General features: G+C 73.2%; 25 protein-coding genes. 16 read left to right on the top strand and 9 right to left on the bottom strand.

Annotated elements, in window-relative coordinates:
- Positions 1-50: 50 nt before the first annotated feature.
- From HZF07_RS14545 to HZF07_RS14530, 4 genes are read right to left on the bottom strand one after another with little or no spacing between them, the layout of a single operon-like run.
- Positions 51-605, bottom strand: a complete 555-nt coding sequence (locus HZF07_RS14545) for a TIGR03086 family metal-binding protein (RefSeq protein ID WP_157342630.1) — start codon at positions 603-605, stop codon at positions 51-53.
- Positions 602-1,570 (bottom strand): sigma-70 family RNA polymerase sigma factor, encoded by a 969-nt coding sequence (locus HZF07_RS14540; RefSeq protein WP_232523054.1) that lies wholly within the window; start codon positions 1,568-1,570, stop codon positions 602-604. Before HZF07_RS14540 ends, HZF07_RS14545 begins: the two co-directional genes overlap by 4 nt.
- A 22-nt stretch (positions 1,571-1,592) precedes the next feature.
- The gene (locus HZF07_RS24510) at positions 1,593-3,137 is read right to left on the bottom strand and encodes a glycerol-3-phosphate dehydrogenase/oxidase (RefSeq protein WP_181645210.1); all 1,545 of its coding nucleotides are present in this window, start codon (positions 3,135-3,137) and stop codon (positions 1,593-1,595) included.
- On the bottom strand, positions 3,134-3,736 hold the full coding sequence (locus HZF07_RS14530; protein WP_157342628.1) for a TetR/AcrR family transcriptional regulator: 603 nt from the start codon (positions 3,734-3,736) through the stop codon (positions 3,134-3,136). Before HZF07_RS14530 ends, HZF07_RS24510 begins: the two co-directional genes overlap by 4 nt.
- Before the next feature lie 17 nt (positions 3,737-3,753).
- Here HZF07_RS14530 and HZF07_RS14525 point away from each other — a divergent pair, with 17 nt between their 5' ends.
- Positions 3,754-5,322: an FAD-binding oxidoreductase gene (locus HZF07_RS14525; protein ID WP_309504754.1), complete on the top strand. Its 1,569-nt coding sequence runs from the start codon at positions 3,754-3,756 to the stop codon at positions 5,320-5,322.
- The gene (locus tag HZF07_RS14520) at positions 5,319-6,230 is read left to right on the top strand and encodes a diacylglycerol kinase family protein (protein WP_181645209.1); all 912 of its coding nucleotides are present in this window, start codon (positions 5,319-5,321) and stop codon (positions 6,228-6,230) included. The genes HZF07_RS14525 and HZF07_RS14520 overlap by 4 nt, the downstream gene beginning before the upstream one ends.
- An 18-nt stretch (positions 6,231-6,248) precedes the next feature.
- On the opposite strand, the gene HZF07_RS14515 is transcribed toward HZF07_RS14520, so the two are convergent.
- Entirely contained in the window at positions 6,249-6,914 is a 666-nt protein-coding gene (locus tag HZF07_RS14515; protein WP_157342626.1) for a pirin family protein, read from the bottom strand.
- Between the two features lie 15 nt (positions 6,915-6,929).
- On the opposite strand from HZF07_RS14515, the gene HZF07_RS14510 reads away from it, so the two are divergent.
- Positions 6,930-8,291: a GH1 family beta-glucosidase gene (locus HZF07_RS14510; RefSeq protein ID WP_309504753.1), complete on the top strand. Its 1,362-nt coding sequence runs from the start codon at positions 6,930-6,932 to the stop codon at positions 8,289-8,291.
- Positions 8,292-8,379: 88 nt separating this feature from the next.
- On the opposite strand, the gene HZF07_RS14505 is transcribed toward HZF07_RS14510, so the two are convergent.
- Entirely contained in the window at positions 8,380-9,495 is a 1,116-nt protein-coding gene (locus HZF07_RS14505; protein WP_157342622.1) for a MalY/PatB family protein, read from the bottom strand.
- 23 nt (positions 9,496-9,518) lie between these two features.
- Between HZF07_RS14505 and HZF07_RS14500 the strand changes: the two genes are divergently transcribed.
- Positions 9,519-10,877 carry a CapA family protein gene (locus tag HZF07_RS14500; RefSeq protein ID WP_157342620.1) on the top strand — a complete coding sequence of 453 codons (1,359 nt, stop codon included), beginning with the start codon at positions 9,519-9,521 and terminating at the stop codon, positions 10,875-10,877.
- On the opposite strand, the gene HZF07_RS14495 is transcribed toward HZF07_RS14500, so the two are convergent.
- Entirely contained in the window at positions 10,852-11,787 is a 936-nt protein-coding gene (locus tag HZF07_RS14495) for a M28 family metallopeptidase (protein WP_157342618.1), read from the bottom strand. The two genes, HZF07_RS14500 and HZF07_RS14495, sit on opposite strands and share 26 nt — an antisense overlap.
- Positions 11,788-11,836: 49 nt before the next feature.
- On the opposite strand from HZF07_RS14495, the gene HZF07_RS14490 reads away from it, so the two are divergent.
- From HZF07_RS14490 to HZF07_RS24505, 10 genes are all read left to right on the top strand, one after another.
- Positions 11,837-12,292, top strand: coding sequence for a DUF4396 domain-containing protein (locus tag HZF07_RS14490; RefSeq protein ID WP_157342615.1), 456 nt, complete (start codon positions 11,837-11,839; stop codon positions 12,290-12,292).
- A 21-nt stretch (positions 12,293-12,313) separates the two neighbouring features.
- On the top strand, positions 12,314-13,207 hold the full coding sequence (locus HZF07_RS14485) for an ABC transporter substrate-binding protein (protein WP_157342613.1): 894 nt from the start codon (positions 12,314-12,316) through the stop codon (positions 13,205-13,207).
- The gene (locus HZF07_RS14480; RefSeq protein ID WP_309504751.1) at positions 13,204-14,052 is read left to right on the top strand and encodes an amino acid ABC transporter permease; all 849 of its coding nucleotides are present in this window, start codon (positions 13,204-13,206) and stop codon (positions 14,050-14,052) included. The genes HZF07_RS14485 and HZF07_RS14480 overlap by 4 nt, the downstream gene beginning before the upstream one ends.
- The gene (locus HZF07_RS14475; protein ID WP_181645208.1) at positions 14,049-14,783 is read left to right on the top strand and encodes an amino acid ABC transporter ATP-binding protein; all 735 of its coding nucleotides are present in this window, start codon (positions 14,049-14,051) and stop codon (positions 14,781-14,783) included. Before HZF07_RS14480 ends, HZF07_RS14475 begins: the two co-directional genes overlap by 4 nt.
- A gap of 122 nt (positions 14,784-14,905) precedes the next feature.
- Entirely contained in the window at positions 14,906-16,072 is a 1,167-nt protein-coding gene (locus tag HZF07_RS14470) for a CaiB/BaiF CoA transferase family protein (protein WP_157342611.1), read from the top strand.
- Between the two features lie 24 nt (positions 16,073-16,096).
- Entirely contained in the window at positions 16,097-16,831 is a 735-nt protein-coding gene (locus tag HZF07_RS14465) for a glutamine amidotransferase (RefSeq protein WP_157342609.1), read from the top strand.
- Positions 16,832-16,854: 23 nt separating this feature from the next.
- Positions 16,855-18,291, top strand: coding sequence for a flavin-containing monooxygenase (locus tag HZF07_RS14460; RefSeq protein ID WP_181645207.1), 1,437 nt, complete (start codon positions 16,855-16,857; stop codon positions 18,289-18,291).
- Between the two features lie 42 nt (positions 18,292-18,333).
- Entirely contained in the window at positions 18,334-18,528 is a 195-nt protein-coding gene (locus HZF07_RS14455; RefSeq protein ID WP_157342607.1) for a CsbD family protein, read from the top strand.
- 197 nt (positions 18,529-18,725) lie between these two features.
- On the top strand, positions 18,726-20,216 hold the full coding sequence (locus tag HZF07_RS14450) for a DEAD/DEAH box helicase (RefSeq protein WP_157342605.1): 1,491 nt from the start codon (positions 18,726-18,728) through the stop codon (positions 20,214-20,216).
- A gap of 32 nt (positions 20,217-20,248) precedes the next feature.
- Positions 20,249-20,839 (top strand): CPBP family intramembrane glutamic endopeptidase, encoded by a 591-nt coding sequence (locus HZF07_RS24505; protein ID WP_157342603.1) that lies wholly within the window; start codon positions 20,249-20,251, stop codon positions 20,837-20,839.
- Here the strand turns inward: HZF07_RS24505 and HZF07_RS14440 are convergent.
- Positions 20,801-21,721 (bottom strand): NAD(P)H-binding protein, encoded by a 921-nt coding sequence (locus tag HZF07_RS14440; RefSeq protein WP_157342601.1) that lies wholly within the window; start codon positions 21,719-21,721, stop codon positions 20,801-20,803. The genes HZF07_RS24505 and HZF07_RS14440 overlap by 39 nt on opposite strands.
- Positions 21,722-21,793: 72 nt before the next feature.
- On the opposite strand from HZF07_RS14440, the gene HZF07_RS14435 reads away from it, so the two are divergent.
- Positions 21,794-22,237 carry a pyridoxamine 5'-phosphate oxidase family protein gene (locus HZF07_RS14435; protein ID WP_157342599.1) on the top strand — a complete coding sequence of 148 codons (444 nt, stop codon included), beginning with the start codon at positions 21,794-21,796 and terminating at the stop codon, positions 22,235-22,237.
- A gap of 124 nt (positions 22,238-22,361) precedes the next feature.
- Here HZF07_RS14435 and HZF07_RS14430 read toward each other — a convergent pair whose 3' ends face one another.
- Positions 22,362-23,087, bottom strand: coding sequence for a MerR family transcriptional regulator (locus HZF07_RS14430; RefSeq protein WP_157342598.1), 726 nt, complete (start codon positions 23,085-23,087; stop codon positions 22,362-22,364).
- A 102-nt stretch (positions 23,088-23,189) separates the two neighbouring features.
- On the opposite strand from HZF07_RS14430, the gene HZF07_RS14425 reads away from it, so the two are divergent.
- Positions 23,190-24,401: an acetyl-CoA C-acetyltransferase gene (locus HZF07_RS14425; RefSeq protein WP_157342596.1), complete on the top strand. Its 1,212-nt coding sequence runs from the start codon at positions 23,190-23,192 to the stop codon at positions 24,399-24,401.
- Positions 24,402-24,414: the final 13 nt, after the last annotated feature.

Raw genomic sequence — 24,414 nt, 5'->3', positions numbered from 1 at the left:
GGAGCCGCGGTCCGCGTGGCCGAATGGGGCGATATCGGGGGGCCGACTAGTCAGGTGCGACGGCCCAGGTGCGCCAGCAGACGGGTGGCGGCCGGCGCATCCGCCGGCACCGGTCGCGGTGCGGCGAAGCGGACGCCGCGGTCCGCCGGCGCCACGGCCGTCCGGGCGACCGGCAGCAGCGCGGCCGCGAGCGCCTCGGGGATCGGCACCGGGGAGCCGACGGCCTGGGCCACGTCCCATCCGTGGACCGTCACCTCCAGCGCCGCCGTGGCGACCAGCATGCGGCTGGGCAGGTCGACGCCGCCCACCAGCACGTCGCCGGGGCCGGGGCGGCTCCAGGCGCCGAGCAGCTCGCAGGCCTTCGTCCGGATCACGTCGACCCGGCCCGGCCGCCCGGCCGCGGAGTGCACCGGCACGGCGCCGCCGGCCGCCTCGGTGAACGCGTCCAGCGCGTCCTCCATGTGGGCCAGCAGGTCGTCGAGCCGCCAGTCGGCGCACGGCGTACGCCGTCCGAGCCGGCTCTCGTCCACCTCGGAGAGCCGCGTGCCCGTGTAGGCCAGTGCCCGCTCCAGCAGCTCGACGGACTCGCCGAGCTGCGCCGTCATCGCGGGCTCGGGGCGTGGTCGGCGGGCAGCCGCTCGGGCAGGCCGAACGTCGCGAACAGCGCATGGTCGAAGAACGCCGTGACGTGCTTGACCCGCTCGCCGTCGAGCTCGAGCACCTGCAGCTGGAAGGGCACGAAGTCGCCCGCGGGCGTGCGCATGTAGAGGCCGTACGCCGGCTGCCCGTTGGCCCGGGTCTCGAGCATCGGCATGTCGTGGGCGCCGCCGGGGCACTCGGTGCCGATCAGCCAGCCGATGTTGGTGGCGCCCTTGAACCAGCTGGTGAACGGCGGCATGTCCCAGGTCGCCTCCGCGGTGAGCAGGCTGACGATCGTGTCGACGTCCTTGCGCCAGAACGCGTCGACGTAGCGATCCAGGAGCTGCCGCTGCGCGGGGGAGAGCTCGGGCTCGACGCTGTCCTCGGTGAGCCCGCGCTCCGCCATCTGCGCGTGCGCGCGCTGGAGCGCGGAGTTGACCGCGGCCGTGGTGGTGTCGAGCGCCTCGGCCACCTCGGCCGCGCTCCAGCGCAGCACGTCGCGCAGGATCAGCACCGCGCGCTGCTTGGCGGGCAGGTGCTGGAGCGCGGCGACGAACGCCAGCCGGATCGAGTCGCGCTCGGCGACCACGACCGCGGCGTCGGGGACCGGCTCGAGCCAGGCGATCTCGTGGTCGGCCTCGAGCGCGTCGCCGGCCATCGCCTCGGGCGTGCCGATGCCGGCGGGCAGCGGCCGGCGCGGCCGCCCCTCGAGGTTGGTGAGGCACACGTTGGTGGCGATGCGGTAGAGCCAGGTGCGCACGGACGAGCGGCCCTCGAACCGGTCGGCCGCCTTCCAGGCGCGCAGGAACGTCTCCTGCACGAGGTCCTCGGCCTCCTGCACCGATCCCGACATGCGGTAGCAGTGCGCCAGCAGCTCGCGCTGGTAGCGCTGCGTCAGGGCAGGGAAGTCGTCGAGCTCGGTCGAAGTCATGACCGTTCCAGTCTGCATGCTCCTACTGACCGGAGTCGATGCCCGAACTCATCGCCATGGCCAGGGCCCGCTCCGCGGCGGGTACGGCGAGCGCCCGGTCGGCCGGCACCAGGCCGACCCGGGTGCGCCGGTCGAGCAGGTCGTCGACGTCGTGGGCCCCCTCGTGGGTCACCCCGAAGACGAGCTCGGCCAGCGTCACGGGCACCTGCTCGGCCACCGCGGCGAGCAGCTCGGTGTCGGGCAGGCCCGTGGCCGCGCGGGCGGTGTCGAGGACCAGACCGGCGTCGGTGCCGAAGCGGCGCACCAGCCGTGGCGGCGCCTCGAGCGCGGAGAGCACGTCGCGCGGTGCCGCGCCGAGCAGCGGCAGCGTGGCGGTCCGGCAGGGCCCGGCGGGCAGCCCGGTGCGCGCGACCGCTGCGTCGACGGCGTCCTCGGCCATCCGGCGGTAGGTCGTGAGCTTGCCGCCGACGATCGTCACCACGCCGGTGGTGCTCGTCAGCACCGCGTGCCGCCGGGAGAGGTCCGCGGTCGAGCCGTCGGCGGTGTCGAGCAGCGGGCGCAGCCCGGCGTACGCCCCGACGACGTCGTCGCGGTGCAGCTGCCGGTCGAACGCGGCCGACACCACGTCGAGCAGGAACCCGATCTCGGGCTCGGTCGGCTCGGGCACGTCGGGCACCGCGCCCTCGACCGCCTCGTCGGTGAGGCCGACGTAGATCGTGCCGTCGGGCTGCGGGAGCACCATGACGAAGCGGTTGGTCTCGGCGGGCACCGGGCAGAAGACCGACACCGTGAGCCCGGGCAGCGTGTCCCCGCGCAGCACCAGGTGGGTGCCGCGGCTCGGCCGCAGGGTGATCCCGTCGACGAGGGTGTCGGCCCACACGCCCGTCGCGTTGACGACGGCGCGCGCGGTGATCGTGCGGGGCTCGCCGGTCAGCTCGTCGCGCAGGTCCACGGAGGTGCCGGTCGCCGCCAGCACGCGGGCCCGCGTGCGCACGTGGGCGCCGTACGACGCAGCGGTGCGGGCCACGGTGGTGACCAGGCGGGCGTCGTCCTCGAGCTGGCCGTCCCAGCCGAGCATCGCGCCGCGCAGGCCCGCGGACCGCAGCGCGGGCACCAGCCGCAGGGTCTCGGTGCGGGTGAGGTGGCGCGGCTTCGGGAGGGTCGCGGCGTCGGTGTGGGCGCCGCGGCGGAGCAGGTCGCCGGCCATCAGGCCGCCGCGGGTGACCGCGGCCTGGCGGCGGCCGACGCTGGAGGAGAGCGGCACCACCATCGGCATCGCCCGGGTGAGGTGGGGTGCGGTGACCTCCATGAGGATGCCCCGCTCGACCGCGCTCTCGTGGGCGACGCCGACCTGTCCCTTGGCGAGGTAGCGGAGGCCGCCGTGCACCATCTTGGAGGACCACCGCGAGGTGCCGAACGCGAGGTCGTGGGCGTCGACCGCCAGCACCGACAGCCCGCGGGTCACCGCGTCGAGCGCGACGCCGACGCCGGTGATCCCGAGGCCGATGACGACCACGTCGACGTCGGCGGGCGCGTCGGCGAGACCGGCCGTGATCCGGGTCGTCACGGCAGCAGCCCCCGGGTCAGCGCGCGGATGAGCTCGGCATCGAGCTCCTCGGCGGAGACCTCGTCGTCGACCATCGTGTGCGCCGACAGCACGAACCCGTGGGCGGCGAGCAGCATCGCCCGGGCCATCACCACCGGGTTGCCGTCGCGGACCGTGCCCTCGGCCTGGGCCTTGCGCAGCGCGGCGACGGTGAGCTCGAGGATCGCGTCCTGGGAGCGGCCGCGTCGCGAGAAGAGGTAGGGGAGGATCAGCTCGGGGTCGAGGTCGACGATCCGCACGAAGAGCTCGTTCTCGCGCAGCCGCCGCACGGTCCCGACGATGTCGCCGACCAGCCGCTCGACCGTCGGGGCGTCGGGGTCCTCCTCGGCGAGGGCTTCGGCGACCACACCGGCCCACTCCCGGGTCATCAGGTCGCCGAGCAGCTGCGGCATGTCGGTCCAGGTGCGGTAGATCGTCATCCGGGAGACGCCGGCCCGGCGGGCCACCTCGGTGAGTGTGGTGCGCCGCCAGCCGACGTCGAGGATGCAGTCGCGGGCCGCGTCGAGGTAGGCGTCGCGGGCCTCGGTCTTGTCGTCGCCGTTGTGACGAAGTGACGTCATGTGTCACAGTGTAACGCGTGAACGAGGAGATGCACCCGTCCCGCTGGGGCGACCCGGCCCGCGCCGCCGCCCTCCCGGACGCCACTCGCGGTCTGGTCGAGATGGTCTTCGGTGTCTACGACCGCCCCGCCGTCGACCACCCGACGCTGCCGCCGTCGGCGCTCGGCGCCGACCTGCTCGCCGGGCTGGCCGCGATCGTGGGCGCCGACCAGGTACGCACCGACGACGAGACCCGCCGCCTGCGCACCCGCGGCAAGTCGACCCCCGACCTGCTCCGCGCCCGGTCCGGCGACCTGGGCGACGCCCCCGACGCCGTCGTCCGGCCTGGCGACCACGACGAGGTCGCCTCCGTGCTGGCCTTCGCGGTCGAGCACCGCCTCGCGGTCGTGCCCTTCGGGGGCGGTACGTCGGTCACGGGGGGCCTGGTCGCCCGGCGCGCCGGGTTCGTCGGCGTGCTCAGCCTCGACCTGGTCCGGATGAAGCGGCTCCTGGCCGTCGACCACACCTCGATGACCGCGACCCTCGAGCCCGGCCTGCGCGGCCCGGAGGCCGAGGCGCTGCTCGCGGCCGAGGGCCTCACGCTCGGCCACTACCCGCAGTCCTGGGAGTTCGCGTCGATCGGCGGCTTCGCCGCCACCCGGTCCAGCGGCCAGTCCAGCGCCGGCTACGGCCGCTTCGACGCCCTCGTCGTCGGCCTCTCGGTCGCGACGCCGCGCGGCCGGGTCGACCTCGGCAGCGCGCCGGCCAACGCCGCCGGGCCCGACCTGCGCCAGCTCTTCCTCGGCTCCGAGGGCACGTTCGGCGTGATCACCTCCGTCACCGTGCGGGTGCGCAGGCTGCCGGCCGTGAAGGTCTACGAGGGCTGGCGCTGGCCGTCCTTCGCCGACGGCGCCGCCGCGGTGCGCACCCTCGCGCAGGCCGGGCTGCTGCCGACGGTGATCCGGCTCTCCGACGAGGCCGAGACCGCGATCAACCTCGCCGACCCCGCCGCGGTCGGGGGCGAGGGGTCGGCGGGCTGCCTGATGATCACCGGCTACGAGGGCGAGCAGGCGGCGGTCGACGCCAAGCGCGCGGCGGTCACCGCGGTCCTCACCGGCCTCGGCGGTGACGGCACCGGCACCGCGGCCGGGGAGAAGTGGGCGCACGGCCGCTTCGACGCGCCGTACCTCCGCGACTCGATGCTCGACGCCGGCGTCCTGGTGGAGACCCTGGAGACGGCGACGTTCTGGTCCAACGTCGAGCGGCTCTACGCCGACGTGAAGGCCGCACTGACCGCGGCGCTCGGTGACCCGTCGATCGTGCTCTGCCACATCTCGCACGTCTACGAGACCGGCTGCTCGCTCTACTTCACGGTGGCGGCGAAGGAGTCCGCCGACCCGCTGGCGCAGTGGGACAAGGCGAAGACCGCCGCGAGCGACGCGATGATTGCGGCCGGCGCCACGATCACCCACCACCACGCGGTCGGCACCGACCACAAGCCGTGGTTCGCGCAGGAGGTCGGGCCGCTCGGCGTCTCCGTGCTCCGCGCGGTGAAGGCCGACCTGGACCCGACCGGCATCCTCAACCCCGGGGTGCTGATCCCGTGACGCGCTCGTTCACGTTCCTGGTCAACCCGGCGTCCGGTGGCGGCGCGGCCCCGGGCGCCGTCGTACCGGTCGCGCGGCTGCTGCGCGAGGCGGGCGCGACCGTCGACGTCACGTACTCGCCCGGCCCGCACGCGATGCACGACCTCGTCGCCGCCGCCGTCGACCGCGGCGACGTCGTGGTCTCGGTCGGCGGGGACGGGATGCTCTCCTCGCTCGCCGGCCTGGTCTCGGTCCGCGGCGGCACCCTGGGCATCCTGCCGGCCGGCCGCGGCAACGACTTCGCCCGGATGCTGGGGCTGCCCGACTCGGCCGAGGCGCAGGCGCGGCTGCTGCTCGAGGTGCCGGCCCGCGCCATCGACCTGCTCGCCGTCACCGGGCTCGGTCCCGAGCGCCGGCTGGTCGCCGGCTCGGTCTACGCCGGCGTCGACGCCCGGGCCGCGCAGATCGTGGACCGCGCCACCTGGCTGCCGCGCTCGCTGCAGTACCCCTACGCCGCCCTGCGCTCGCTGGCGACCTACCAGCCCGGGCGCTACCGGGTCGCGGTCGACGGCATCGAGCACGAGTACGCCGCCGCCACCGTCGTCGTCGCGAACTCGGCCTACTACGGCAGCGGCATGCAGATCGCCCCGCCCGCGGCCGTCGAGGACGGCGTCCTCGACGTGGTCGTCATCGAGGCGGCCGGCCGGCTGGCGCTGATGCGCTCGCTGCCCAAGGTCTACGACGGCGGCCACGTCGCGCTGCCCGAGGTCACCCTGCTCTCCGGCAAGCGGGTCGAGGTCCGCGGCACCGGCCGCGCCCCCATCTCCGTGGGCGCCGACGGCGAGCCCCTCGGCCAGCTGCCGGCGTTCGGTGCCCCCGAGCCCGCCGTCGTCGAGGTCGTGCCCGGCGCGATCAGCGTCCTCTGCTGAGCGGCAGCGCGCGGCCGGTCACGTGCCGAAGGTCCAGACGAGCAGCTCGGTGGGGACCGCGGCGGTCACCGCGAGGCCCGGGCGCTCGGTGATCCGGAAGGCGTCGCCGTCGGAGAGCGGCTCGGCCAGCGACGAGCGCAGCAGCGCGCCGGTCGCGACGAACACGTGCTGCAGCGGCTCGTCGGGCAGGGTCAGCACGTCGCCGGTCTCCAGCCGGGCCACCCGGAAGCGCGCGTCGCCGAGCCGCAGCACCTCGCTCAGCGCCCCCGGGGTGAGCTGGGCAGCCGTGACCGAGTACGCCGGCGGCGTACCGGTCTCCTCCGGGGTCAGCCAGGCCTGCACGAAGCGGGTCGCGCCGCCCGGGCCGGCCGTCTCGGCGTGCGTGACGCCCGAGCCGGCCGACAGCACCTGCACCTCGCCGGGGCGCACGACGTGCTCGTGGCCGGAGGAGTCGCGGTGGTGCAGCGCGCCGGTGAGCACCCAGCTGACGATCTCGACGTCCTGGTGCGGGTGGTCCTCGAACCCGGCGCCGCCGGCGAGCAGGTGGTCGTCGTGGCACACCAGCCGCCCGAACCGCACGTTGTCGGGGTCGTAGTGGCCGCCGAAGGAGAACGAGTGACGGGTGAAATGTCCCCTCTCGCGGGTGACGTAGCGGTCGGTTCCTCGGCGGATCTCGACACTCACATGCATCATTGTGCCGTGCCAGACCCCCGACCGGCCGCCGGCCTTCCCGTGCTCCCACCAGGCTTCCGATTCGGTACCAGCACCGCGTCGTACCAGATCGAGGGCGCCGCCACCGAGGACGGCAAGGGCCCCAGCATCTGGGACACCTTCACCGCCGAGGAGGGGCGGATCCTCGACGGGTCGAGCGGGGCGGTGGCGTGCGACCACTACCACCGCTACCCCGAGGACGTGGCGCTGATGAAGCGCCTCGGGGTGGGCGGCTACCGCCTGTCGGTCGCGTGGCCGCGGATCCAGCCCGACGGGCGCGGCCCGGCCAACCAGGCGGGGCTCGGGTTCTACGACCGGCTCATCGACGAGCTGCTGGCCAACGACGTGCAGCCGATGGTCACGCTCTACCACTGGGACCTGCCGCAGGCGCTCGAGGACGACGGCGGCTGGCTCAACCGCGACACCGTCGACCGGTTCGCCGACTACGCCGCGATCCTCGGCGAGCGGTTCGCGGACCGCGTCGAGCACTGGATCCCGGTCAACGAGCCCAACGTCGTGATGATGATGGGCTACGCGATCGGCTTCCACGCGCCCGGCAAGACGCTGATGTTCGACGCGATGCCGGTGGCCCACCACCTGCTGCTCGGCCACGGCCGCGCCGCGATCGCGCTGCGCGAGGCGGGCGCGACCAGCATCGGCTGCGCCAACAACCACGCGCCCATGTGGCCGGCCAGCGAGGACGAGGCCGACGTCGGCGCGACCAAGCTCTTCGACGCGCTGTGGAACGGCATGTTCATCGAGCCGATGCTGCTCGGGCGCTACCCCGCCGACCTCGAGCCGCTGTTCGAGGGCATCGTCCGCGACGGCGACATGGCGGTCATCCGCCAGCCGCTCGACTTCTACGGGCTCAACTACTACAACCCGTTCAAGATCGGCGCGGCCGGAGCGGACGCCGAGATGCCCTTCGAGTTCCGCGAGCTGCTCGGCTACCCGGTGACGGACTTCGGCTGGCCGATCGTCCCCGACGCGCTGCGCGAGTGGCTGATCCTGCTGCGCGCCCGCTTCCGCGCCGCGCTGCCGCCGATCTACATCACCGAGTCGGGCTGCGCCTACAACATGGGCCCGGACGAGAACGGCGTCGTCGACGACCAGCCGCGCATCGACTACCTCGACGCGCACCTGCGCGCGGTCGCCACCGCCGTGCAGCGCGGCGTCGACGTCCGCGGCTACTACACGTGGTCGCTCATGGACAACTTCGAGTGGTCCGAGGGCTTCACCCAGCGGTTCGGCCTCGTGCACGTCGACTACGACACGCTGAAGCGCACCCCGAAGCGGTCCTTCGACTGGTACGCCGACGTGATCGCCGCGCAGACGAAGTCGATCGGCTAAGGCGTCACTCCTCAGGCTCTCCTGTCACTTCTCGGCCGTTGCAACCCCTGAGAAGTGACGGGATCACCGGTGCACCGGTGATCCCGCGTCAGCCGCCCACCGCCCGCGCCAACCCGTCCACCACCCGCTCCAGCCGGTCGGGGCTGGTGGCGATGTTGATGCGCACGTGCCCCTCGAGGCCGGCCAGGTAGTCGTGGCCCGGCGCGACGCGGACGCCGTGGTCGAGCGCGGCGGCGGCCGGGTCGGCGACGCCGTACCCGCGCAGGTCCAGCCAGGCCAGGTAGGTCGCCTCCAGCGGGCGCATCCGCGCCTTCGGCAGCCGGTCGGCGAGCAGGTCGGTCAGCAGCGCGCGCTGGGCGGAGAGCCGCTGGCGCAGGGCGGCCAGCCACTCGTCGCAGTCGCGCCACGCCACGATCCCGGCGACGACGCCGAGGCTGGACCAGGTGTTCTGCGCGGGCACCGGCACCGTGGCGAGGCGGGCGTGGTCGTCCGGCTGCAGCGAGACGACCTGCGCGCCGTGGGTCGCCGGCATGTTGAACGCCTTCGACGGGCTGGTCACGAGGATCCCGCGGTCGTCGACCGAGAGGTACGGCGTGAACGTCGCGCCCGACAGCACCAGCGGCGCGTGGATCTCGTCGCTGACCACGCGGGCGTCGTACTCGTGGGCGAGCGCGGCGAGCGCCGCCAGCTCCCCGTGCGACGGCACCTGGCCGAGCGGGTTGTGCGGGTTGCAGAGCAGCAGCGTCCGGGCGCCGGCCGCGAACGCCCGCGAGACCGCGGCCAGGTCGAGGCGGCCGTCGCCGTCCGGGTCGAGGTGGACCGGCACGATCTCGCGGCCGATCACCGTGACGACGTCGCGGAAGGGCGGGTAGCAGGGCATCGGCACCACGACCGGTCCGGGCGGGCAGAGCACCTCGAGCGCCAGTCGGATCCCGCTCATCACGCCGCCGGTCGCGACCGACGCCGCGGCCGGCACCTCCCAGCCCCAGTGGCGGGCCGCGAAGCCGGAGAACGCGGCCCCGAGGTCGTCGCCGTGCGGCGGGTAGCCCAGGGCGCCGCGGCGTACGGCGTCGACGAGCGCCTCGGTGACCGGCTCGGCCTGGAGGTAGTCCATCTCCGCGACCCACGCGGGGACCACGCCGGAGGCCTCCCACTTGAGCGGCAGTGCGGCGCGGGCCTCGTCGTCGCTGAGATCGCGGATCACGCTGGCAACCTACCCTTGACGGCATGAGGCTCCTGGTCGGGTGCGTGCTCGTGCTCGCGCTCGCCGGGTGCACCGACGACGGCGACGAGGCGCCGGTCGACCGGGCGTTCACCGACGGCCCGGCGGCCATGCCGTCGCCGTCAGCCACCGCGCTCGCGCCGTCCACCCGGCCGCTGGGCTTCGCGGTCAACGCCCGCCGGCCGGCGCTGGCCCTGACCGCCGAGCAGGCGCGCCGGCTCCAGCGTGGCGAGATCACGAACTGGCGCGAGCTGGGCCAGCCGTCCGGCCGGCTGCGGGTCGACGACCGCACCGGGGACCTCGCGCACCTGCCGATGGACACGGTCGCGGTCGTGGTCGCCGAGGCCGCGACACCGGCGGTCCGGATGGCGACCGTCGACGGCGTCGACCCCGTGCGCGACCCCGCGGCGTACCCGATCCAGGTCCAGGGTCCGCCGCCGGCCGAGGTCACGACGGTGACGATCGTCGGGGACATCATGCTCGGGCGCCGGGTGACCGGGCTGCCGGTGCTCGCACCGATGAGCGAGCGGCTGGCGAGCGCGGACATCACGGTCGGCAACCTCGAGAGCACGCTGTCGGACGACGGCGAGCCGACCCAGGGCGGCGACTCCTTCCACGCCCCGCCGGCCGTGCGCCGCGACCTGCGCGCCGCCGGGTTCGACGCGCTCAGCCTCGCCAACAACCACGCCGGCGACTACGGCGACCGCGCGCTCGTCCAGACGGTCGACCGGCTGCGGGCGGGCGGCCTGCCGACCTTCGGGGCCGGCCGCGACCTCGCCGAGGCCCGACGTCCGGTGGTGCTGGAGCGCGACGGCGTCCGGTTCGGGCTCCTCGGCTTCAACGCGATCGGCGAGACGCCCGAGGCCGCGCCCGGGCAGCCGGGCGCGGTGTCCGTGAGCATGCCGCCGCGCACCGGCCCGCTCGACCGGGCCGAGCTCGACCGGGTGCTCGCCGACGTGCGCCGCCTCTCGCGGCGGGTCGACGCGGTCGTGGTGCTGCCGCACTGGGGCACGCAGTACACCCACCGCCCCGACCCGATCCAGCACCAGGTGGCGCGGGAGCTGGTCCGCGCCGGCGCGGACCTCGTGGTCGGCGGCCATCCCCACTGGGTCCAGGGCGCCGAGCAGATCGGTGACGCGCTGGTCGTGCACTCGCTCGGCAACTTCACCTTCGACATGACCGAGCCGCAGACCCGCGAGGGGCTGGTGCTCGAGGCGACCTTCTCCGGCGGCCGCGTGGTCGCCGCCGACTTCGTGCCCTACCGGATGGGCGCCGACCTCGCGCCGCGGGTCGTCCCCCTCGCGAAGGCGGCCTCGATCCTCGACCCCTTCTGGGAGCTCAGCTCGCTCGCAGCCACGCGCTGAGCAGCTCACCCACGCGGTGGAGCTGACGCGGGTCGACCACGGCGGGCACGTCGGCCGCCGAGTGGTAGCCGGCGTACGGCGTGCTGCCGATGCGTGCGGCGAGGAAGCCGGCGTCCGCGAACGACTCGTGGTCGCTCGCCGCGTCGGTCTCGACCCGGTGCGGGACGCCGGCCCGCTCGGCGACCCGCGCGAGCCGGTCCCGCAGTGCGCTGGGCGTGCCCGCGACCGACGAGAGCGGCACGACCGCGCCGACGCCGACCCGGTCGAGGGAGACCATGCCGCGCAGGTGGACGCCCTCGTCGTCGTCGAGCGCGGCGACATAGCGCTTCGACCCGAAGTGGTGGAGATCGCCCGGACCACGCGGCTCCTCCGCTCCGAACGCGACCAGCACCACCTGGCCTCGACCGCCCAGCACCCGCGCGAGCTCGAGCAGCACCGCGACCCCGGACGCGTTGTCCTCCGCCCCCGGCGCCACCGCGACCGTGTCGAGGTGGGCGCCGACGAGCAGCCACGGCGCGGCCGGGTCGAAGTCGGCGGGCGTCGCGATCACGTTGCTCGACCGGCCAGCCTTGACCGGCACCCCCCACGAGTCGCCCGCCGGCACCGCGACGGGCTGTCGGCGCACGACGTAGCCGAGGTCGGCGAGCGCGTCGCCGACGTACGCCGCTGCCCCGCGGAACGCCGGTCCGGTGGCCAGCCGCGGACCGATCCGGCCGGCCAGGTGGCGGACGGTGCGCAGCGCGCGAGCCGCCTCGAACTCGCGCGCCGGCACCGGTTCCGGGTCGGCGGCGGTGGTGGGGGTGGCGGAGGCCGTCGTCACCGGTGCGGCGGGGTCGGGGGGATCGGCGGTGGGCGCGTCGGTGCACCCCGCCGTCAGGACGACGAGGGAGGCGACGAGCGCGCGACGCATGGCTCGACGGTACTTGGCAGATACCCCTAGGGGGTATAGGGTGAGACGCATGGACTCGAGCTGGCGGATGGCGATCACGGCGACCCGGCACTGCCTGACGGGCTGTGCCATCGGTGAGGTGCTGGGCATGGTGCTCGCGACCTGGTGGGGCTGGCACGACGCGGCCGCGATCGCGCTGGCCGTCGCACTGGCATTCTTCTTCGGCTACCTGCTGACCTTCGTCGGTCAGCGGCGTGCCGGGCTGGACCTCCGAGCGGCGGTCAAGGTGGCGCTCGCCGCGGACACCGTGTCGATCCTGGTGATGGAGGTGGTCGACAACGCGTTCCTGCTGCTGGTGCCCGGCGCCATGGCCGCCACCCTGGCCGACGGCCTCTTCTGGGTCTCGCTCGCGGCCGCCCTCGCTGTCGCGTTCGTGGTCACCGTGCCGGTCAACCACTGGATGATCGGACGTGGCCGCGGTCACGCCGTCGTCCACCAGACGCACGCGGCGCACCACCAGCACTGAGCGCGGCTCTACGCTTCTCCCATGCGTGTACGTCGTGCCCTGGCCGCTGCGGCCGTCCTGCCCTTCGCCCTCGCCGTCGCCGCGTGCGCCCCGGAGGAGGGGGACGACTCCTCGACCGCGTCCGACCCGGCCGCGTCGACCAGCGCCAGCGAGTCCGCCGACGCGTGCGCGACCGACTCGCTTCCGCTGCGGACGGCCGGCCAGCTGACGGTCGGCACCGACTCCCCGGCGTACGAGCCGTGGTTCGTCGACAACGACCCGGCCAACGGCAAGGGCTTCGAGTCCGCCGTGGCCTACGCCGTCGCCGAGCAGCTCGGCTTCAGCGCCGACCAGGTGACCTGGGTGAAGGTGCCGTTCAACAAGTCCTACGCGCCGGGTCCGAAGGACTTCGACTTCGACATCAACCAGATCTCGATCACGCCCGAGCGCGCCGAGGTCGTGGACTTCTCCGACGGCTACTACTCCGCCGCGCAGGCCGTCATCGCGCTCAAGGGCACCAAGGGCGCGGAGGCCGCCAGCCTCGACGACCTCACGGGCCTCCGCCTCGGCGCCCAGACCGGCACCACCTCGCTCACCGCGATCCGCGACATCATCCAGCCGGAGACCGACCCGGTCGTGTTCGAGGACACCAACGGCGCGAAGCAGGCGCTCCAGAACGACCAGGTCGACGCGATCCTCGCCGACCTCCCGACCGCCTTCTACATCTCGGCGGTGGAGATCCCGAAGAGCACGATCGTCGGCCAGTTCCAGCCGGAGACCGGGGAGCAGGAGGAGTTCGGCATGCTCTTCGAGAAGGGCAGCGGTCTCGTCGACTGCGTCAACCAGGCGCTGGCCGCGCTCCGGGAGGACGGCTCGCTCGACGCGATCGAGCAGGAGTGGCTCTCCGACACCGTGGGCGTGCCTGAGCTCCAGTGAGCGACTGGACCCCCAGCCAGCACGAGCTGGACCGCCGGCGGCTGCGCCGGCGGCTCCGGACGCGGTCGGCGCTGATCGCGACGGTGATGACCGTCCTGGTCTTCGTCGCCGCGGCACTGGTCGTCACCGGCTCGCCCGGGTGGCCCAGCGTGCAGGAGCTGTTCTTCAACTGGGACGACGCCCGCGAGGCGCTCCCGGACATCTGGGACGCCATCTGGCTGAACATCAAGATGTTCCTGATCGCCGAGGCGGTCATCCTGCCGTTCGCGATGCTGATCGCGCTCGCCCGGGTCAGCCGCTCGCCGTGGCTGGCGCCCCTGCGCGCCACCGCCGTCGTCTACACCGACGTCGTCCGCGGCATCCCGACCATCCTGCTCGTCTACCTGCTCGCCTTCGGCGTGCCCGCCCTGCGGCTGCAGGGCGTCACGAACAGCGCGTACGTGTGGGCGACGGTGGCGCTGATCATCTCCTACAGCGCCTACGTCGCCGAGGTGTTCCGCTCCGGCATCGAGTCCGTGCACCCGTCGCAGTGGGCGAGCGCGCAGGCGCTGGGGCTGACCCGCGGCCAGACCCTGCGGCACGTGGTCGTCCCGCAGGGCGTGCGCCGGGTCGTACCGCCGCTGCTCAACGACTTCGTGTCGCTCCAGAAGGACACCGCGCTCGCGTCGGCGGCGGCCGTGTTCGAGGCGGTCTTCGTGGCCCGCGACTACGGCAACTACAACTTCAACTACACCCCGCTGGTCGTGGTGTCGTGCTTCTTCATCGTGATGACCGTGCCGCTCGCGCGGCTCTGCGACTGGCTGACCGCGCGAATGCGGCGACGTGAGCTGGCGGGTGCGCTGTGAGCCTGCTGTCCGTCTCCGGCCTGCGGAAGTCCTACGGCGACCGCCTGGTGCTCGACGACGTGTCGCTGACCGTCGAGCCGCACGACGTCATCTGCCTGATCGGCTCGTCCGGCTCCGGCAAGTCGACGCTGCTGCGCTGCCTCAACCTCCTCGAGGACATCGACGACGGCGTCATCACCTTCGAGGGCCGGGAGATCTCCGACCCGCGGGTCGACCCGCGCGAGGTGCGGTCGCGGATGGGCATGGTGTTCCAGGCCTACAACCTCTTCCCGCACCTGAGCGTCCTCGAGAACTGCACGCTCGCCCCGCGCCGCGTCCACGGCGTACCGCGGGCGGAGGCGGAGGCGCGGGCGCTGTTGCTGCTCGAGCGCTTCGGGCTCTCGGAGCACGCCGCCAAGCACCCCGACCGGCTCTCCGGCGGCCAGCAGCAGCGGGTCGCGCTGGTGCGCGCGATGTGCACCTCCCCGACCCTGCTGCTCCTCGACGAGATCACCGCCGCCCTCGACCCCGAGCTGGTCGGCGAGGTGCTGGAGATCGTCCGCGCGGAGGCCGAGGCCGGGATGACGATGGTCCTCGCCACCCACGAGATGGCCTTCGCCCGCGACGTCGCCACCTCGGTCTGCTTCCTCGACCGCGGCCGGATCCTCGAGCAGGGCCCGCCCGCCGAGATCTTCAGCGCGCCCCGCGAGGAGCGGACCCGACAGTTCCTGCGCCGGGTGCTGCCGGCCTGATGTCCCGTCGTACCTGACCCCAGCGTCGTCAATCCGGCGGAACCACGACGCTGGGGTCAGGGACGACGGGCGACGGCCCGCAGCCCCTCGACCGTGACAGCACTTCTGTCATGATGCGAGGCATGGCTGAGGAGACGTACGAGCTCGGGCAGGGCACCGGGCCGCTCAGGGGCGTGAAGGTCGTGGAGATCGCGGGCATCGGGCCGGGCCCGCACGCGTGCATGATCCTGGCCGACCTCGGCGCGGACGTGATCCGCGTCGAGCGGCCCGGCGGGCAGGCGCTGGCCGGCGGGGGCAGCCACATGCTGCTCAACCGCGGCCGGCCCAGCGTCGCGCTGGACCTCAAGAACCCCGACGCCATCGCGACCGTGAAGCGCCTCGTGGCGCAGGCCGACGTCCTCGTCGAGGGCATGCGGCCCGGGGTGATGGAGCGGCTGGGACTCGGCCCCGACGACCTCGCCGAGGTCAACGAGCGCCTCGTCTACGGCCGGATGACCGGGTGGGGCCAGGACGGCCCGCTCGCCCAGGCGGCCGGCCATGACATGAACTACATCGCCATCACCGGCGCGCTGTTCGGCCTCGGCCAGGACAAGAGCCGACCGCACTTCCCGACCAACCTGGTGGGCGACTTCGGCGGCGGCTCGACCTACCTCGTCATCGGCATCCTCGCCGCGCTCCTCGAGGCCAGGGTCAGTGGCACGGGCCAGGTCGTCGACGCCGCGATCGTGGACGGCACGGCGCACCTCAACGCGATGACGGCCGCGTTCCTGGCGTCCGGCGGCTACCGCGAGGAGCGCGCGGCCAACCTGCTCGACGGCGGCGCGGCGTACTACGACATCTACGAGACCGCCGACGGCCGGCACATGTCGGTGGGCGCGCTGGAGCCGCAGTTCTACGACGCCTTCCTCGACCTCCTCGACCTCACGGAGACCGCGCCCGACCGCTGGGACCCGGCCAACAACGAGGCGCTCAAGAAGCTCTTCGCCGACACCTTCCGGCAGAAGACGCAGGCCGAGTGGGTCGCCCTCTTCGAGGGCACCGACGCGTGCGTCGCGGGCATCCTGCCGATCAGCGAGGCGTTCGAGCACCCGCACCTGAAGGCCCGCGGCACGTTCGTCGAGAAGGACGGCCACGTCCAGCCCGCCCCGGCGCCGCGCTTCTCCCGCACCGAGCCGACCATCGGCCGCGCCGCCGAGAGCGCCGGCGACAGCACCCGCGCGGCGCTGGCGGCGTGGGGCATCGACGACGTCGACGCGCTGCTCGAGAGCGGCGCCGCCGTGCAGGCATGAGGGCGCGGGCGTGAGGATGAGGGCATGAAGCCCTTCCTCTTCCTCGGCACCCGGGCCGAGGACGCCGCGGCGGACAGCGAGTACGCCGCGGTGCTGCGGTGCGCCGGCCTCGACGAGAGGGACGTACGCCGGGTCCGGCTCGAGCGCGACCCGCTCGGGCCGGTCGACCTCGCGGACTGGTCGGGGATCATCCTCGGGGGCGGGCCGTTCAACGTGAGCGACCCGGCGGAGCGCAAGAGCGCCGCCCAGCTGCGGGCCGAGGCGGAGCTCCACGACCTGGCGACCCGGGTGGTCGACGCCGACTTCCCGTTCCTCGGTGCCTGCTACGGCATCGGCGTGCTCGGCACCCTGCGGGGCGGCGTCGTCGACCGCCACCACGCCGAGCCGATCTCCGCTCGCGAGATCACCCTCACCGACGCCGGTCGCGCGGACCGGCTGCTCGGCACGATGCCGCCGACGTTCGACGCGTTCCTCGGGCACAAGGAGGCGGTCCGCCGGCTGCCGGCCGGCGCGGTGCTGCTGGCGTCGAGCGCCGACTGCCCGGTGCACGCCTTCCGGCTCGGCGACAACGTCTACGCCACGCAGTTCCACCCTGAGCTCGACATCGACGGGCTCGTGCTGCGCATCGACACCTACCGCCACCACGGCTACTTCGACCCGCCCGAGCAGGCTGAGGCGCTGATGGAGATGGCCCGGGCCAGCCACGTCGAGCACCCGACGCGCCTGCTGGCGCGGTTCGTGGAGCTCTTCTCCTGTTGACAGATATTCAGTAAGGTGGCCGGGTGACTGAGCACGTGGACGTCCTCGTCGTCGGTGCCGGCCTCTCGGGCATCGGCGCCGCGGCCCAGCTCCGCCAGCAGCACCCGCACCGCACCCTCGCGGTGCTGGAGGCGCGGGCGGTGAGCGGCGGCACCTGGGACCTCTTCCGCTACCCGGGCGTCCGCTCCGACTCCGACATGTTCACGCTCGGCTACCGCTGGCGGCCCTGGCGCGGCCAGAAGGCGCTGGCGGACGGTCCGTCGATCCTCCAGTACGTCCGCGACGTCGCCCAGGAGTACGGCGTGGACCGGCTGATCCGCTACGGCCACCGGGTCGTCCGGGTCGACTGGAGCAGCGCGGACGCGCGCTGGACGGTCCAGGTGGAGACCCCCGACGGGCCACGGCAGCTCACGGCCGGCTTCCTGCTCGGCTGCACCGGCTACTACGACTACGAGCAGGGCTACGCGCCGCGCTTCCCCGGCCAGGACGACTTCCGCGGCCAGGTGATCCACCCGCAGCACTGGCCCGAGGACCTCGACTACGCCGGCAAGCGGGTCGTCGTGATCGGCAGCGGCGCGACCGCGGTGACGCTGGTGCCGGCGATGGCCGAGGACGCCGCACACGTGACGATGCTGCAGCGCTCGCCGACGTACATCCTCTCCGCGCCGGGCCGCGACCCCATCGCGCAGCGACTGAGCCGCCTGCCCGAGCGGATCTCCTACCCGATCGTGCGCTGGAAGAGCATCCTGCTCGCGATGGCCAGCTACCAGGTCAGTCGCAAGCGGCCCGACGTGCTGCGCAACTTCATCCGCAAGGCGACGATCAAGCTGCTGCCGCCGGAGATCGACGTCGACACGCACTTCAAGCCGACGTACGACCCCTGGGACCAGCGGCTCTGCCTGGTGCCCGACGGGGACCTCTTCCGCGCGCTGCGGCACGGCACCGCCTCGATCGTCACCGACACGATCGACACCTTCACCGAGACCGGGATCCGGCTGACGTCGGGCGAGCAGCTCGAGGCCGACATCATCGTCACGGCCACGGGCCTCAAGGTGCTCGCCTTCGGCGGCATCACGCTCAGCGTCGACGGCGCCGAGGTGAAGGCCCACGACACCATGTCGTACAAGGCCCTGATGCTCAGCGGCGTCCCCAACTTCGCCTTCACGATCGGCTACACCAACGCGTCCTGGACCCTCAAGGCCGACCTCGTCACCGAGTACGTCGTCCGGCTGCTGCGCCACATGGACGAGCACGGCTACCGCCAGGTGCTGGCCGAGCGTGACCCGAGCGTGGGGGAGCGGCCGTTCATGGACTTCTCGTCCGGCTACGTCCTCCGCGCGCTCGACGCCGTCCCCGTCCAGGGCGACCGGGCGCCGTGGCAGCTGAAGCAGAACTACCTCACCGACGTCCGCACGATCCGCCGCGAGGCCATCGACGACGGCGTCCTGAGGTTTGCCTGACCCCTCGATCGGACACCCATGGGCTACAACGAGGAGGTAGACATGGGACTGAAGGACAAGGCAGAGAACAAGGTCGAGAACCTCAAGGGCCAGGGCAAGGAGTCGGCGGGCAAGGCCACCGGCGACGAGAGCCTCGAGGCCGAGGGCAAGGCCGACCAGACCTCGTCGAAGGTCAAGGACGCGGGCGAGCACGTCAAGGACGCCGCCAAGGACGTCAAGGACGGCATCACCCCGTAGGTCCAACGTCACACCGTGTCGATGCAGGTCTGACGGGCTGCTCCCACTAGGCTTGCGGGAGCAGCCCGTTCAGTCTTGCCTCGGGCTTCGGCCGATCCCTCGGGGATCGCGCCCCTCACATCGTGAGGCAGCTTCTCCGCTCCCACCCACCGGTGGGTTCAGCTTGGCGAGACACGCCAACAGTGAGTGATCTTCTCTTGTCCACTGCAGTGTCTGCTGCGGGCTTCGCCGATCTCGGCGTCCCCGCTTCCCTTGCCGCCGTCCTCGCGGACCTCGGCATCTCCACCCCGACCCCCATCCAGGCCGCCACGCTGCCCGACTCGCTCGCGGGTCGCGACGTGCTCGGCCGCGGCCGCACCGGCTCCGGCAAGACCTACGCGTTCCTGCTGCCGCTGGTCGCCCGCCTCTCCGCCTCCGGGCGGCCGGCCCAGGCGCGCAAGCCGCGCGCCCTGGTCCTGGCCCCGACGCGCGAGCTCGTCAACCAGATCAACGACTCGTTGAAGCCGCTGGCCGCGACGGCCGGCCTCACCACCCAGACGATCTTCGGCGGCGTGGGCCAGAACCCGCAGGTCCAGGGCCTCCGCAAGGGCGCCGACATCGTGCTCGCCTGCCCCGGCCGGCTCGAGGACCTGATCGGCCAGGGCCACTGCGACCTCAGCCAGGTCGAGATCACGATCCTGGACGAGGCCGACCACATGGCCGACCTCGGCTTCCTGCCCGGCGTCCGCCGGATCATGGACCAGACCCCGCGCAGCGGCCAGCGGCTGCTGTTCTCGGCCACCCTGGACCGCGCGATCGACGTGCTCGTGAAGCGCTTCCTGCAGAACCCGGTGACCCACCAGGCCGACTCGGCGCAGTCGCCGGTCGCGACCATGGACCACCACGTCCTGCACCTGGCGCGCGAGCACCGCGTCTCCGTGCTGACCGACCTGGTCAGCGCGCCGGGGCGCACGGTCGTCTTCACGCGCACCAAGCACGGCGCCAAGGCGCTCACCCGCCAGCTCAACAGCAACGGCGTGCCGACGGTCGAGCTGCACGGCAACCTCAGCCAGAACGCCCGGACCCGCAACATGGAGGCCTTCCACTCCGGCCGCGCCACCACGCTGGTCGCGACCGACATCGCCGCCCGCGGCATCCACGTCGACGACGTGTCGCTGGTCGTGCACGCCGACCCGCCGGTCGAGCACAAGGCCTACCTGCACCGCTCCGGCCGTACGGCGCGCGCCGGTGCCAAGGGCACGGTCATCACGTTGATGACCGACGACCAGGTGCGTGACGTCCGCGACCTGACGCGCGCCGCCGGCATCAAGCCGACGACCACGAAGATCAACGGCGCGGGCCACCCGCTGCTCGCCGAGCTCGCTCCCGGCGAGCGGACCCTGCCCGGCGGCCTCGTCGTCGAGGCCCCGGCCCAGAGCCAGGGCCGCACCGGTGGCGGCGGTGGCCGGCGCTCCGGCGGCGGTCGCCGCTCGAGCGGCGGTGGCCGCAGCGGCGGTCAGGCCACGACCGGCGGCCAGGGCCGCTCCGGCGGTGGCCAGGCGAAGTCCGGCGGTCAGGGGCGCTCCGGCGCGCCGAAGTCCGGCGGCGGCAACGGCGGCTCGCGCCGGCGTGCCGGCGGCTCGGCACAGTCCTCCGGTGGCGGGCAGTCCCGCCACAGCGCGTCCTCCTTCAGCACCGGCCGCCGCTGATCGTGTGCCCCCACGCGCCGTACAGTCGGCGCGTGGGGGACCGACGTCGGGTGGTGCTGGTGACCACCCTCGTGCTCGGCACGGTGCTGCTCGGCGTCTCGCTGCGCATCGAGCCCGGGACCGTCTGGTTCTACCCCGCGGCGCTCGCGCTCGCGGCCGTCTGGGCCGGCGGCGCACTGCTCGCCGGGCCGCCGACCTTCGGTGACCGCTCGCCGGTGCGACCGGTCCTCGTCGGTCTCGCTCTCGGTGCGGTCTTCGTCGTCGGCGCCCTGGTGGTCCGCGAGATCCCGGCGCTCGACGACGCGGTCGGCGCGGTGACGGCGTACGCCGACCGCGGCTCGGGGCCGCTGGTCGTGCTGGTCGCGGTCGTGACCGGGCTGTCCGAGGAGCTCTACTTCCGCGGCGCGCTCTACGACGCCCTGCCGCGGCCGGTGCTGGCGACCACCCTCGTCTACGCCGTCGTCACCGTGGCCACCGGCAACGTGATGCTGGTCTTCGCCTCGGTGCTGCTCGGCCTGGTGGCCGCGGCGGCCCGGCGGCACAGCGGCGGGGTGGTCGCCCCCTGCCTGGTGCACGCGACCTGGTCAGTCGTCCTGCTGCTCGCCCTGCCGCGCCTGTTCTAGCGCGCGCCGCACGGCCTCGGCGTACGTCAGCGGCTCACCGGGCACGAGCTCGCGGATCGAGTCGTCGGTGACGACGACCTCGGTGCGCATCGACTCGATGAGGTTGCGCCCCGTGGTGACGTCGACGTCGGTCACGGTCGCGATCCAGTAGGACGAGAGCTCCGGCGTCAGCACCGGCGCGGTGAGGATCGGGAGCCGGTGACCGGTCATCTGCTCGCTGGCCTGCTGCATCATCTCGATGTAGGTCAGCTGCTCCGGGCCGCCGACCTCGAACGTCCGCGCGTACGCCGCCTCGGTGCCGATCACGCCGACGAGGTAGCGGACCACGTCGTCGAGCGCGATGGGCTGCGAGAGGGTCGTCGCCCACTTGGGGACCACCATCGCCGGGAGGTTGTGCACCAGCTGGCGGGTGATCTCCCAGGAGATGCCGCCGGCGCCGACGACGACTGCCGCGCGCAGCGTCGTCACCGGGACCCCGGCCTCGCCGAGCAGCCGCTCGACCTCGCGCCGCGATCGCAGGTGCGAGGACAGGTCGTCGTCGTCGCGACCGAGCCCGCCGAGGTAGACGATCTGCCGCACCCCGGTCGCCGCGCACGCGAGGCCGAAGCCTCGCGCCGCCTCGGCGTCCTTGCGCTCGAAGTCGTCCTCGGCCAGCGAGTGCACGAGGTAGACGGCGACGTCGATGTCGGTCAGCGCCTCGGCCAGGCTGCCGGCGTCCGAGACGTCCCCACCGACGGCGTCCGCCGGCCCGTCGTACGACTCGGGCCGACGGGTCATGGCGCGCACGCGGTCGCCGCGCTCGATCAGGGCGGGGACGAGATGGCGCCCCACGAACCCCGTCGCGCCGGCCACCAGGACCCGGAGCTGCTCGTCGTCGTCCATTGCTCGTGAACGTACCCGAACCCGGGACCATCGACTCTCGCCCGCGGGAGCCGGCTCTGACAGTCTGGACGGATGAACGACGAGTCACCGGTCGTGGAGCTGACCCCGGAGGAGTGCTGGGAGCTGCTGGGCGAGCACGAGTTCGGCCGGCTCGCGTTCACGGTGGTCGACGAGCAGCACATCACCCCGATCAACTACGCCGTCGACCGCGACGCGCTGGGCAACCAGACCCTCCTCTTCCGCACCGCACCCGGCGCCAAGCTCCTCGCCGTCGAGATCGGGGCCGAGGTGGCCTTCGAGATCGACGACTTCGCCGGCGAGACCGCGGTCAGCGTGGTCGTGCGCGGCCACGCCCGCCACCTCGGTGAGGACGAGGAGCACCGGGCCGAGACCCTGCCGCTGCGGCCGTGGGTCGGCACGCCGAAGTACGACGTGGTCGAGATCGTGCCCGCCGAGGTCACCGGCCGCAGGTTCCGGCTCGACCGGCCCTGGCTGACGATGCGGCCCAGCGGCTAGCGGCCGGCACTCCTCAGGCGTTCCTGTCACTTCTCAGGCGTTGCAACGGCCGAGAAGTGACAGTTTCACCGGTGCACCGGTGAAACCGACAGAGCCAACCGAGCGGCCCCACCGACAGGGCCCGCTAGCGCGTCCGGCGCTCGATGTCCTCGCGGCGGGTCTCGTCCATGGCTGACTCGTAGGCCGCGACCAGGCTGGCAATCGAGAGCGGCTTGAGGCTCTCGACGACCTTGCGCAGGGTCTCGGTGGACGCGCCGGCCTCCTTGTAGACCGGCCACACCATGGTGCGGAAGAGCTCGTTCAGCTCCTTGGCGATCTGCCGGCCGTGGTCGGCGTACACGTCGGCGGCGGCGACCGCGGCCTCGACCGGGAAGCCGAGGTCCAGCAGGGTCAGGCCGACCGACAGCTGGGAGACCGCGACCTCGTAGCGGCCGCGCTTGGTGCGGAAGACGATGCCGAGCGCGTTGAGGGTCGCCAGGTCGTCGTCGCTCAGCGTGCGGGCGGTACGCCGGTCGAGCTCGGCGCGCGACATCTCGACGGGCAGGTCCGCCTGCCAGGGCGCGAGCATCGTGCGGTGCAGCGCGATGTCCTCCGGGGTGGCGTCGGCGGGGATGCGCGCGACGTACTTCTCGATCGCCGCGAGCGTGAAGCCGTGGGCCTGCAGCTCCTGGACCAGCTCGAGCCGGGCGACGTGGTCGGGCGTGTAGTAGCCGGACCGCCCGCGCCGGATCGGCGGCGGCACCAGGCCCTTGGTCGTGTAGAAGCGGATGTTGCGCACGCTCATGCCGACCCGGTTGGTGAGCTCGTCGAGGGTCAACAGCTCCCGCAACGACTCGACGGACTCCTCCATGACCCTCCTCACATTCCGACCCGACCTTGACGGTGACAGTAATAGTGTCACAATCGAGCGCAGGTACCTCAACCTCAGATTTCTCCCACGGAGTAGGACGTCATGGCTGAAGCTTTCGTGTACGACCACATTCGTACGCCACGCGGTAAGGGCAAGGCGGCAGGCACGCTGCACGAGGTGAAGCCGGTCGACCTGATCGTCGGCCTCCTCGACGAGATCAAGGTCCGCAACCCCGGCCTCGACCCCGCGCGGGTCGACGACGTCGTGCTCGGCGTCGTCTCGCCGATCGGCGAGCAGGGCGGCGACATCGCCAAGACCGCGGCCCTCAAGGCCGGCTACCCCGAGACCGTCGCCGGCGTGCAGCTCAACCGCTTCTGCGCCTCCGGCCTCGAGGCCGTCAACCAGGCCGCGTCCCGCGTCCGCGGCGGCTTCGAGGACCTGATCCTCGCCGGCGGCGTGGAGTCGATGAGCCGGGTGCCGATGGGCTCCGACGGCGGCGCCTGGGCGTCCGACCCGGCCACCGCGCTCACCACCGGCTTCGTGCCACAGGGCATCGGTGCCGACCTGATCGCGACCCTCGAGGGCTGGGGCCGCGCCGACGTCGACGCCTACGCCGCGGAGTCGCACCACCGCGCCGCGAAGGCGTGGGCCAACGGCTACTTCGCCAACGCCGTCGTCCCGGTCCGGGACCTCAACGGCATCACGGTCCTCGACCACGACGAGACGATCCGCCCCGACACCAGCCCCGAGGGCCTGGCCGGCCTCAAGCCGAGCTTCGCCCAGATCGGCCGCGACGCCGGGTTCGACGAGGTGGCGCTGGAGAAGTACCACTGGGTCGAGAAGATCGACCACGTCCACCACGCCGGCAACTCCTCGGGCATCGTCGACGGCGCCGCGCTGATGGCGATCGGCACGGAGGAGGTCGGCAGCCAGCTCGGCCTCACCCCGCGCGCCCGCATCCTCGCGACCGCGGTCTCCGGCGCGGACCCGACGATCATGCTCACCGGCCCCGCCCCGGCGGCCCGCAAGGCGCTGGCCAAGGCCGGGCTCGAGGTGGACGACATCGACCTCTTCGAGATCAACGAGGCGTTCGCCGCCGTCGCCATGCGGTTCATGCGCGACATGGGCATCAGCCACGAGATCACCAACGTCAACGGCGGCGCGATCGCCATGGGCCACCCGCTCGGCGCCACCGGCGCGATGATCCTCGGCACGCTCGTCGACGAGCTGCAGCGCCGGGACCTGCGCCGCGGCCTCGCCACGCTCTGCGTGGGCGGCGGCATGGGCATCGCCACCATCGTCGAGATCGTCTGAGACCGGCCGAGAG

This window comes from Nocardioides agri, assembly GCF_013778305.1.
In the GTDB taxonomy this organism is placed as follows: Bacteria; Actinomycetota; Actinomycetes; order Propionibacteriales; family Nocardioidaceae; genus Nocardioides; species Nocardioides agri.
Note: the sequence above shows the minus strand (reverse complement) of the source record. Positions and strands in the feature narration are given on the sequence as shown.